1 protein-coding gene is annotated in these 502 nt (G+C 68.7%); it reads left to right on the top strand.

Features of this window, described 5'->3' with window-relative positions:
* On the top strand, positions 1-502 hold a 502-nt coding region (locus tag ACFSNB_RS18860; protein ID WP_377319370.1), incomplete at both ends, for a tRNA-dihydrouridine synthase.

Here is a 502-nt window from a genome sequence, read left to right as displayed (position 1 = left end):
CCGACGGCGTGGAGCTGAACTTCGGCTGCCCGCACGGCATGAGCGAACGCGGCATGGGCTCGGCCGTGGGCCAGGTGCCGGAGTACATCCAACGGGTCACCGCGTGGTGCAAGAAGCACACGAAGCTGCCCGTCATCGTGAAGCTCACCCCCAACATCACCGACGTGCGATTCCCGGCCCGCGCGGCCAAGGCCGGCGGCGCCGATGCGGTCAGCCTGATCAACACCATCAACTCGGTGATGGGCGTGGACCTGGACCGCATGACCATGAGCCCGGTCACCGACGGCTGGGGCTCGCACGGCGGCTACTGCGGCCCGGCCGTCAAGCCGATCGCGCTGAACATGGTGGCCGAGATCGCCCGTGACGCGGCCACTGCGGGCCTGCCCATCAGTGGCATCGGCGGCATCGGCACCTGGCGTGATGCGGCCGAGTTCATCGCGATGGGCTGCGGCACGGTGCAGGTCTGCACCGCCGCCATGGTCTACGGCTTCAAGATCGTGCA

This window comes from Phaeospirillum tilakii (assembly GCF_042683125.1).
GTDB classification, from domain to species: Bacteria; Pseudomonadota; Alphaproteobacteria; order Rhodospirillales; family Magnetospirillaceae; genus Phaeospirillum; species Phaeospirillum tilakii.
Note: the sequence above shows the minus strand (reverse complement) of the source record. Positions and strands in the feature narration are given on the sequence as shown.